We start from the raw sequence: 9,826 nt of genomic DNA on the forward strand, positions 1-9,826 counted from the left end.
CCTTCGCGCGCAGGCAGGGCCCGGAACAACACCTCGGTCAATCCGATCCCACCCGCTTTCACCATCGCGGCGGCTTGTTCCTGCCGCAGGAAAGACGAGAACTGCTCCTCCCCGATCCCACCGCCAAAACTCTCCCGCGCGGTGCCGAGACCTGCAAAACCCAACATCTCCGCGAGAAAGGCGGTTTCCAGTTCCGCCGCTTTTTCACGCAAGGGATTTTTGGGTGGCAACGGAGGTGTCAGTGAAACGGATCGCGCGCTGGTAGGGATACTGGGGGTCATAGGAAGCCTCATTCGGTTGGATTTTCTACATTGTGAGGCCACACGGTAAACAAGCGGTAACCAGTTGCGCAGATAGTGAGGGTGGACAAAGACGGACGGCGGGATTCGGCATGATCAACATCGACCACCACACATCGGCAGGCTCGCACCGGCAGGGAACTGCTCCACCTGTGCGGACCGGGGCAAGCACTGGGGATGGTGCATTTATGGCGCTGATGGTGGAAAGTGTCGCGCTGTCAACCATTGCGGTCCCGGTAGCGGAGGTTACAGGAACGCAGAACCGCGCGGAAGCCGACGGACCGACCGAGATGCCAGCACCGCCGCTTCCTGTCCGGCTTGGATTGGACGATTTTCTCTGGCCGGCGGCGGATGTCGCGGGCATGGTTGGCACAGCGCAGGAAACGACCGCGCAACGCAATCTCGTGCCGGATATGACACGGGGTAATGGGCCTGCGGCGACAAGCCGGGCAGCAGCGATTGACGGTTGTGACGACCGGTCCGAAAACCAGCCGGCGACACCGCCGATTCTGGTGCCGACACCTAGTGAAGGCACCACAAACGCTGTGGAAAGCCACGCGACAGGGCAAACTCAGGCCAAAAGTCCCGCGCCGACAGGGAATGCGCAACTGTTGACCTCCGCCTCCGACCTACCTGCAACAATATCCCCACTCCAGCGCTCAGACATAGAAGTCTCCCGTAGATTGCTGCTGGCCGAAGACATGTCGGATCGCGGTGCGGCACCCGTTCCGGCGCCGTTGGGAGTTCAGGCAAAACGTGGAGCAGATGCGGAATATCGACCTGTGGAACCGGGCCCGATGCACATGCCCACGGCCGCCACGCCAAACTCTGCGGAACCGGGGGTGATTGATCGCGCTGCGACACCGAACGCCGCAGAAAACGCTGTGCTATGCCTGCCGCGACACCTCGCCGGGCAGCCAACTGACGGCCAGACCCCGACGCAATCGGTCCCCGGACAGCGCGCTGCGCCGGACGCCTCCGACAGCGACGATTTGGCCATTGTGCAGCCCATTGCGACAAAAGCACAGGAAGAACCATACCGCAGCGCGGCGACAAGCGCGGCGACAAGCCCGGCGACCCCGCTTCAGCAATCTGACGACTCAACGACGCCAGTTGCAACCCGGAATCTTGTGATGATGGTTGCGCAGTATTCCCAGGTTTCGAATCCGGAAATGCTGCGCCCGCGCGCAGAAAACGCCTCAGGTGCAGCGACACAAATACAATCCAACGTCACGGTCCCCGCGGTGGTTTCGATTCGCCGCCTGCAGATGTCGGAACCAGTTGCGCAGCAAACCCCCTTTGATCTGAAAGAATCACCGCTTGTATCTGCGATGGTATCCGGTGACGCTGCCAATAATGCCGAAAATCTGCCACATATCGTCACCGCATTACAGGATCAGGCCATTGGAAAGGCCGGGCTGCACAGCCGAGACATCGCGACGCCGAAAGCGCTGGCGGTGGACCGCCCGGCACAATACATCCCCGAATTTCAATATGCCCCCGCACCGACAAACGAACGATCGTTGATGCCACCCGCCAATGCCATCACGACCACGGCTCAACCGCACCCCAGCCCTTCGGTCACGGTTCAACACATTCCGGCGGCAATTCGGGAACACGCAAATTCGGAAAAACCGCTGGCCCTTGAACTTACGCTCGCGCCGGAGGAGTTGGGCCGGATTCGTCTGCACCTTCAGCCCGAGGGTGATGGCATCCGTATTCTGGTGCGCGCCGAACGCCCGGAAACGCTCGATCTGCTGCGGCGGAATATCGAAACATTCGGGGCGGAGTTGCGTCAATCCGGTTTTTCAGCGGCGTCCTTCAGTTTTGGCGGTTGGGGGGGCGGGCAGCCCGGTGCGAACTCTCGCCCCGACAAAGACGATCATCCGCATGGCTTCCTCGTGGCCCCTGCGATGGAACCAACGCAAACCACCTCAGCGCGGCCAAACGGCAAAACGCTCGACCTGCGCGTCTGACGCAGGATTTCAGAAAGGAACCCCATGGAAATTTCACAAAGCACCGCATCCCCCCAGTTCACAAAACAAGACAGTGGGAAGACGAAGATTTCGTCCGATTTCGACACCTTTCTGAAGATGCTCACCACCCAGATGCAGAATCAGGATCCGTTGAACCCGATTGATTCCTCGGATTACGCGGTGCAGCTTGCCACGTTCTCCAGTGTCGAACAGCAAACGCTGACCAATCAGAAGCTGGACGCATTGGCTGGTCTGATGAACATGCAAGGCATGGCGCAGCTTGCGCCTTGGGTGGGACAGGAGGCGAGGACGACCGCGCCGGTTTACCTGAGCGGCGCCCCAGTCAGCGTGTCACCAACACCGAACGTCGGGGCGGATCGAGCGGTTCTGGTGGCCAGTGATGCCGCGGGCAATGTGGTTGCGCGAGAAGACATCCCGCTGGGAGACGCGCCCTACCTTTGGCATGGGCAGGATATCACAGGTGCGCCGGTGCCTGCTGGTGCTTATACACTTTCGTTGGAAAGTTATCGCGAGGGAGAGCAGATCGCGGTTACGCCCGTCACACATTATGCCCGGATTGAGGAGGTTCAGACCGGCCCGGCTGGCCATCGCCTTGTTCTGACAGGCGGGATTACGATTGCGGCACAAGATGTATCAGGACTGCGCGGGGGCGTCTGACGCAAAACCGCGCGCGCCATTGCAACACGGTGCTACGCGCGCTCTAGATTTTTTGACCCAACAGAACGCCCGCCAGGGCCAGCCCTGCCCCCAGCAGAACCCACAGCACCGGATGCACCTTTCGGCGCGACCGGACGGGTTCATGCGGTGTTGCTTGACGTACCAGTTGCGCCTCCACCAGACCCGGCAGCTTTGGCCCGAATCGCGCCAGAACCAGAGCTGTTTTCTGCAAATCGCGCAGCAGAGCCTTTGGACCTACGTTGTCCTTGATATACGCCTCCACCACCGGGCGGGCATCGTGCCAGATGTTGATCTGCGGGTCCAGACTGCGGGCGACGCCTTCGACCACGACCATCGTACGCTGCAACAGGATCAATTCCGTCCGGGTTTCCATCCCGAAACGCTCCGTCACCTCGAACAGGTAGGTGAGCAGTCGCGCCATCGAAATCCGCGTCGCATCCATGCCGAAGATCGGCTCCCCCACCACACGCAGCGCACGGGCGAATTCATCAATATCGCGGTCGGCGGGGACATAGCCCGCCTCAAAATGTACCTCCGCCACCCGACGGTAATCGCGCTTTATGAAGCCGAACAGAATCTCGGCATAGACCCGGCGGGTGTATTCATCAAGCCGCCCCATGATCCCGAAATCATAGGCGATGATGTCGCCATTCTGTGCAACTTTCATGTTGCCCTGATGCATGTCGGCATGGAAATAGCCGTCGCGCAGCGCATGTTGCAGGAAAAGTTGCAGCACGCGGGTAGCCAACACGCGGCGGTCCACCCCCTGCGCATCTATTGCCGCGTTGTCGGCCAGATTGATGCCTTCGGCCCAATCCATCGTCAACACGCGGCGTCCCGACAGATCCCAGACCGGTTTTGGCACCTGAAACCCCGGATCATCAACCGTATTCGCCGCAAACTCCCCCGCGGCGGCGGATTCGAGCCTTAGATCAAGTTCCCCCTGAACCACACCGTCAAAATGCTTTACGACATCCATCGGTCGCAAGCGACGTGAGGCGGGGGACAGAAATTCGATCACGCCCGCGGCAAAGTAAAAAGCGTCGATATCCTTGCGAAAAGCGCGTTCAATACCAGGTCGCAGCACCTTCACCGCCACCGTCTTGCCCGAATCTGCCAGACGCGCCTGATGCACCTGCGCGATGGAGGCGGCAGCGACCGGTTCCGAAAATGCGGAATAGACCTCATCCACCGGCAGGCCCAATTCCTCCGCGACCATCTCTTTCGCTACGGAAATGGGGAAGGGCGGCAACTTGTCTTGCAGATATTGAAGTTGCAGCGCCAGTTCATCACCTACAACATCGGGCCGCGTGCTGAGGATCTGGCCGAATTTGATATAGGCAGGGCCAAGTGCGGTCAGCGCCCGCGTGACCGAAGGCAAGGCTGGATCGCCGCGAAGGCCGAGCCATTTGAACGGCCAGCCCAAAACGCGCGCGACAAAGCGTAACCGCGGCGGCGCCTCGAACGCCTCCAGCACAACGCCAATCGCGCCGGTTCGTTCAAAGGTCGCCAAGGTCCGCACAAGGCGGATGATGTTATGCGGGCCGCGCATTCAGAGCTTCCAGCCGGAATGGAGCGCCGCAACCCCCATCGTCAGGTTGCGGTATTTCACCTGCGCGAACCCGGCGTCGCGGATCATCGCTGCAAACGTCTCTTGATCGGGGAATTTGCGGATGCTTTCCACCAGATATTGATAGCTGTCACGGTCATTCGCGATCACCTGCCCCATCAGCGGAATCGCGTTGAACGAATAGATGTCATAGGCTTTCTGCATCATCGGATTCGGCAGTTGGCTGAATTCGAGCACCATCAAGCGCCCACCGGGGCGCAGCACGCGATACGCCTCCGCCAACGCATCATTGATCCGCGTCACGTTGCGTATCCCGAAAGAGATTGTGTAAACGTCAAAGCTGTTCGCTGCAAACGGCAGCGCCATCGCATCGCCCACCACCCAATCGAGCGCATCCGCCATGCTGGCCGCTTCCGCCCGCTTGCGCCCTTCCACCAACATGCTTTCGGTCATATCGCAAACCGTGGCGGTCGCGCCCGGCGCGCGTTTGAGGAAGCGGAACGCCACATCCCCAGTCCCGCCCGCGACATCCAGCAGCTTTTGCCCCGGTCGCGGTGCAAGCCAATCCATCATCGCATCTTTCCAGATCCGATGGATGCCAAAGGACATCGCGTCATTCATCACGTCATATTTGCTGGCAACGCGTGTGAAAACGCCATGCACCATCCCGGCTTTCGCGCCCTCATCGACGGTTTGAAACCCGAAATGGGTGGTCTTGTCGTTGCTCTCGGTCATGGCATTGCTCACTGCACTCTTGCGATTGGTCGCCTGGCCCTCTTTATAGGGGGTAGGCGTGGCGCTGCAATGCGCCCATCTGTCCAAAAGGCGCAACATGCCCGAACTGCCCGAAGTTGAAACCGTCCGCCGTGGGTTGGAACCCGCGATGACGGGTCAAACCATAACCCAAGCCGCAATCAATCGCCCCGATCTGCGCTGGCCGTTCCCTCCGCGCATGGCAGAACGGCTGACCGGCGCTAAGGTCAACGGTTTGCGGCGGCGGTCGAAATACATTCTGGCGGATCTGTCCACCGGGGAATCATTGCTCATCCATCTGGGCATGTCAGGGCGAATGCTGATTTCCGGGCTGACGGTGGGGGAATTCCATCACGACCATCCCTCCCCCGAAAAACATGATCATGTCGTGCTGGATATGTCGAACGGGGCACGCATCACCTTCAACGACGCGCGGCGTTTTGGTGCGATGGACCTGCTGGATACGGCGCTGGGCGATGCCCATCCGCTACTTGCCAATATCGGGCCGGAACCTTTTGGAAATGCCTTCCACCAGGACTATCTGGCGGGCCGCCTGCAGGGCAAAAACACGCCGATCAAATCCGCGCTTCTGGATCAGAATATCGTCGCCGGCCTCGGGAATATCTATGTTTGTGAAGTACTTCACCGCGCGCATCTGCACCCCGCGCGCCGTGCGGGTGATATTGAACCCACGCTCGTCGCATCCCTTGTTGTGCTGATCCGCGAAGTGCTGGACGAGGCGATAACGGCCGGTGGATCTTCGCTAAAGGATTACCGTCAGGCCGATGGCGGCCTTGGCTATTTCCAGCACCGTTTCCGGGCCTATGGCCGCGAGGGTGCGACGTGCTCCACCCCTGGTTGCGGTGGCACGATTCAACGCATCGCCCAATCCGGGCGATCGTCCTTCTTCTGTCCCCACTGTCAGAGATGACTTGATCCTGCGCACGGGCCTGTTACAGAGTCCGGCCCGAGGACAAGCCAAAGGATGCTCAGATGGCCTATGAAACACTGATCGTTGAGATCGAGGATTATATTGCCCTGATTCGCCTGAACCGGCCCGAGGCGCTGAATGCATTGAATTCCAAAATGCTGGAGGAACTCGCGACGGTGCTGCAAGCCGCGGAAGAGAATGACAAGGTGCGTTGCATCATTGTCACCGGGTCGGAAAAAGCCTTTGCGGCGGGCGCTGACATCAAGGAGATGGCGGCAAAGACCTTTGTGGAGGCTTACAGCGAGAATCTGTTCGGCGGCATCAGCGATGCAATTCTGAAGATCCGCAAACCGATCATCGCCGCGGTCGCCGGCTACGCCCTGGGCGGCGGCTGCGAGTTGGCGATGGCCTGCGATTTTATCATCGCCGCCGACACCGCCAAATTCGGCCAACCCGAAATCAACCTTGGCGTCATCGCCGGTTTCGGTGGCAGCCAGCGATTGACCCGTTTCATCGGCAAATCCAAATCCATGGACATGCACCTGACCGGTCGCAACATGGATGCGGCGGAGGCGGAGCGCTGCGGTCTTGTTTCGCGCGTCGTCCCCGCCAAGAACCTGATGGAAGAAGCGCGCAAAGCCGCGACCAAGATCACCGAAAAGTCGATGATCACGGCAATGGCGGCGAAGGAGGCGGTCAACCGCTCCTATGAAACCACATTGAGCGAAGGTCTGCTGTTTGAGCGCCGCTTGTTCCATTCGATGTTTGCAACCGAAGATCAGAAAGAAGGCATGGCGGCCTTCCTTGAAAAACGCACACCACAATTCCGCGACCGATGAAGTTGGCCCTTCACAATCCCTGATTCTTGCCTTATACGCCGCGACTGACATGCGCGTGGGCCCGCTTAAGGCAAGAATCAATTCCCCTGATATGGGCGGAAGTCTTGGGACTTTTGTGCAAACCGAAACATAAATGACCGAGACGATAGGAATTCTGACCGATGGCTAACACCTCCCAATCCAAAAAGCGCGCCCGTCAGGCTGACGCCCGTACCGCTGTGAACAAGGCGCGTCGTTCGCGCATCCGCACTTTCCTGCGCAAGGTCGAAGAAGCCATCGCATCCGGCGATCAATCCGTTGCTGCCGCTGCGCTGAAAACTGCCCAGCCGGAACTGGCGCGTGGCGTGACCAAAGGCGTTCTGCACAAAAACACTGTTTCGCGCAAAATCTCGCGCTTGGCATCGCGCGTCAACGGGCTTGCCAAGACCGAAGCCTGAGTATCCGGGCGCGCCGACAACCGACAAATTCGATCAAAAGGCACGCCCCAAAGGCGTGTCTTTTTTCATGAAAAAACCAGAAAATCGGGTGGCGTTGCCGAAATGTCAGCCTACCCTAGATTCGGTCAAATCAATTCACTGTCAACAGATAAGATCGGTTGCAGCGCCCCCGATCCGGTTGGTAGCGTCAGGATGCGATTCACTTCGTCCTGGGGGATAAGACGTGACCGCGTTCTGATGGTTTCAAGGCTTGTTTGCCCCGCTTCCGAGCGGTGCCTTTTGCTGTCGAACGGGTTAAGCCTGTTGCCGTCGGCTGATTAATACCAGCTGTCTGCGAATAAGGTTTCCAACCGATCTGGCGGATGTCAGTCGGCTTGGCGTTTTTGCTTTTCGGTCTGGCCACAGGGCCGACCGATCCGGGTCGATTGCGTCGCGCAGGGGACTGGTTGCCTGTCGGCATCCTGGGAAAGCGAAGAACGGAAACTGTATGACGAACGACGGTTGGCTTGAGATACGGGAAAACCTGCGCAAGCAGGTTGGCAAGGACAATTACCTGACGTGGATTGAACCGCTCAAACTGTCGAACCTGCGCAATGGGGTTGCCAGTTTCGCGGTCCCCACCAATTTCTTCGGAAATTGGGTGTCGCGCAACTTTGCTGACAAGATACTGCTGCAACTCCACCGCTCGGGTGCCGACGTGGAACGGCTGGAGTTCACCCCGGAGCATGCGACAGCAGCGCAACCCGCGCGCGCCGTCAATGCGCAACCCGTCGAAACTGCCAACAAACGCCCCACGCGGGAGGACGATGTTCCCGGCGCGCCGCTTGATTCGCGCTTCACCTTTGACAGTTTCGTCGTCGGCAAACCGAATGAATTGGCCCATGCCGCCGCGCGCCGTGTTGCCGAAGGCGGCCCCGTCACTTTCAACCCGCTGTTTCTTTATGGTGGTGTCGGCCTGGGCAAAACCCATCTGATGCATGCCATCGCGCATGAGCTGCAAACCCGCCAACCCGATCTGCGCGTGCTTTACCTTTCTGCCGAACAGTTCATGTACCGTTTCGTTCAAGCTTTGCGCGAACGTCAGGTGATGGATTTCAAGGAGCTGTTCCGCTCTGTTGATGTTTTGATGGTCGATGACGTGCAATTCATCGCCGGCAAGGATTCCACGCAGGAGGAGTTTTTTCACACCTTCAACGCATTGGTGGACCAGAACAAACAGATCATCATTTCCGCCGATCGCGCGCCGGGCGAAATAAAAGGTCTGGAAGAGCGGATCAAATCACGGCTGCAATGCGGCCTGGTCGTTGACCTGCACCCAACCGATTATGAATTGCGTTTGGGTATCCTTCAGCAAAAGGCCGAATTCTATCATACCCAATACCGCGATCTGGCGATTGCGCCGGGCGTGCTGGAATTCCTTGCCCATCGCATTTCCACCAATGTCCGCGTTCTGGAAGGCGCGCTGACCCGGCTTTTCGCCTTTGCCAGCCTTGTCGGCCGCGAAATCACGCTGGATCTGACCCAAGATTGCCTTGCAGACATCCTGCGCGCCTCGGATCGCAAGATCACGATAGAGGAGATTCAGCGCAAGGTGGCGGAGCATTTCAACATCCGGCTATCAGATATGATCGGACCAAAGCGGGTGCGCACAATCGCGCGGCCCCGGCAGATTGCGATGTATTTGTCAAAGGCTCTGACCTCGCGCAGCCTGCCCGATATCGGGCGACGCTTTGGGGGACGCGACCACACCACAATCATGCACGGGGTCAGGAAAATCGAAGAACTGCTCACCTCCGACAGCCAACTTTCGGATGATCTGCAAATACTCAAGCGGTTGCTTCAAAGTTGACACGAAACGCGCAAACCGGGTTGCAAAAACCACGGAACCGGCGGTTTTGCCGCTTGTGAGCGGCGTCGGGGCGGCATATCCCTTGTGAAATTGCTGAAAAACGCTAACTTCTGCGTCCCTGCGGGGACGAAAAGACGGGTTAAAGGGACGGAACATGAAGATCAGCATCGAACGCGGCGCGCTTTTGAAAGCGGTAAGTCAGGCCCAATCCGTGGTCGAACGGCGCAACACCATTCCGATTCTTGCGAATGTACTGATCGAGGCGGTTGGCGACAGCGTTTCTTTCCGCGCAACCGATCTGGATATAGAAGTGGTGGACCGCGCCTCCGCTATCGTCGAACGCGCAGGGTCAACCACGGTTTCCGCCGTGATGTTGCATGAAATCGTGCGCAAGCTGCCCGACGGTGCGCTGGTCAATCTGGCCGAAGATGCCGCCTCGGGCCGTTTGACGGTGACGGCGGGCCGGTCAAACT

The 9,826-nt window shown here is 59.0% G+C and carries 9 protein-coding genes and 1 pseudogene; 7 read left to right on the forward strand and 3 right to left on the reverse strand.

Annotated elements, in window-relative coordinates; all coding sequences use genetic code 11:
* A partial coding sequence (locus L0H65_RS08350; RefSeq protein ID WP_301458419.1) for a rod-binding protein occupies positions 1–281 on the reverse strand: 281 nt, incomplete at its 3' end.
* A 110-nt stretch (positions 282–391) separates the two neighbouring features.
* On the opposite strand from L0H65_RS08350, the gene L0H65_RS08355 reads away from it, so the two are divergent.
* Entirely contained in the window at positions 392–2,275 is a 1,884-nt protein-coding gene (locus tag L0H65_RS08355; protein WP_301458420.1) for a flagellar hook-length control protein FliK, read from the forward strand.
* A gap of 24 nt (positions 2,276–2,299) precedes the next feature.
* Positions 2,300–2,953: a flagellar hook capping FlgD N-terminal domain-containing protein gene (locus L0H65_RS08360; RefSeq protein WP_301458421.1), complete on the forward strand. Its 654-nt coding sequence runs from the start codon at positions 2,300–2,302 to the stop codon at positions 2,951–2,953.
* Positions 2,954–2,996: 43 nt separating this feature from the next.
* Here L0H65_RS08360 and ubiB read toward each other — a convergent pair whose 3' ends face one another.
* Both ubiB and ubiE read right to left on the reverse strand, forming a co-directional pair.
* Entirely contained in the window at positions 2,997–4,526 is a 1,530-nt protein-coding gene (ubiB, locus tag L0H65_RS08365; RefSeq protein ID WP_301458422.1) for a 2-polyprenylphenol 6-hydroxylase, read from the reverse strand.
* Complete coding sequence (gene ubiE / locus L0H65_RS08370; RefSeq protein ID WP_301458423.1) at positions 4,527–5,279, reverse strand: bifunctional demethylmenaquinone methyltransferase/2-methoxy-6-polyprenyl-1,4-benzoquinol methylase UbiE; 753 nt, start codon at positions 5,277–5,279, stop codon at positions 4,527–4,529. It abuts the gene before it with no gap.
* A 97-nt stretch (positions 5,280–5,376) separates the two neighbouring features.
* On the opposite strand from ubiE, the gene mutM reads away from it, so the two are divergent.
* The 5 genes and pseudogenes from mutM to L0H65_RS08395 form a co-directional block, all read left to right on the forward strand.
* Positions 5,377–6,228 (forward strand): bifunctional DNA-formamidopyrimidine glycosylase/DNA-(apurinic or apyrimidinic site) lyase, encoded by an 852-nt coding sequence (mutM, locus tag L0H65_RS08375; RefSeq protein ID WP_301458427.1) that lies wholly within the window; start codon positions 5,377–5,379, stop codon positions 6,226–6,228.
* A 62-nt stretch (positions 6,229–6,290) separates the two neighbouring features.
* A complete protein-coding gene (locus tag L0H65_RS08380; RefSeq protein WP_301458424.1) occupies positions 6,291–7,067 on the forward strand; it encodes an enoyl-CoA hydratase in 777 nt (258 codons plus the stop codon).
* A gap of 161 nt (positions 7,068–7,228) precedes the next feature.
* Positions 7,229–7,504: a 30S ribosomal protein S20 gene (rpsT, locus tag L0H65_RS08385; protein ID WP_301458425.1), complete on the forward strand. Its 276-nt coding sequence runs from the start codon at positions 7,229–7,231 to the stop codon at positions 7,502–7,504.
* A 487-nt stretch (positions 7,505–7,991) separates the two neighbouring features.
* A complete protein-coding gene (dnaA, locus tag L0H65_RS08390; protein ID WP_301458426.1) occupies positions 7,992–9,353 on the forward strand; it encodes a chromosomal replication initiator protein DnaA in 1,362 nt (453 codons plus the stop codon).
* A gap of 154 nt (positions 9,354–9,507) precedes the next feature.
* A pseudogene (locus L0H65_RS08395) lies at positions 9,508–9,826 on the forward strand (DNA polymerase III subunit beta); the annotation flags it as partial.

Origin of the sequence: Pseudorhodobacter sp., from assembly GCF_030452865.1 — a bacterium.
Classification (GTDB): domain Bacteria; phylum Pseudomonadota; class Alphaproteobacteria; order Rhodobacterales; family Rhodobacteraceae; genus Pseudorhodobacter.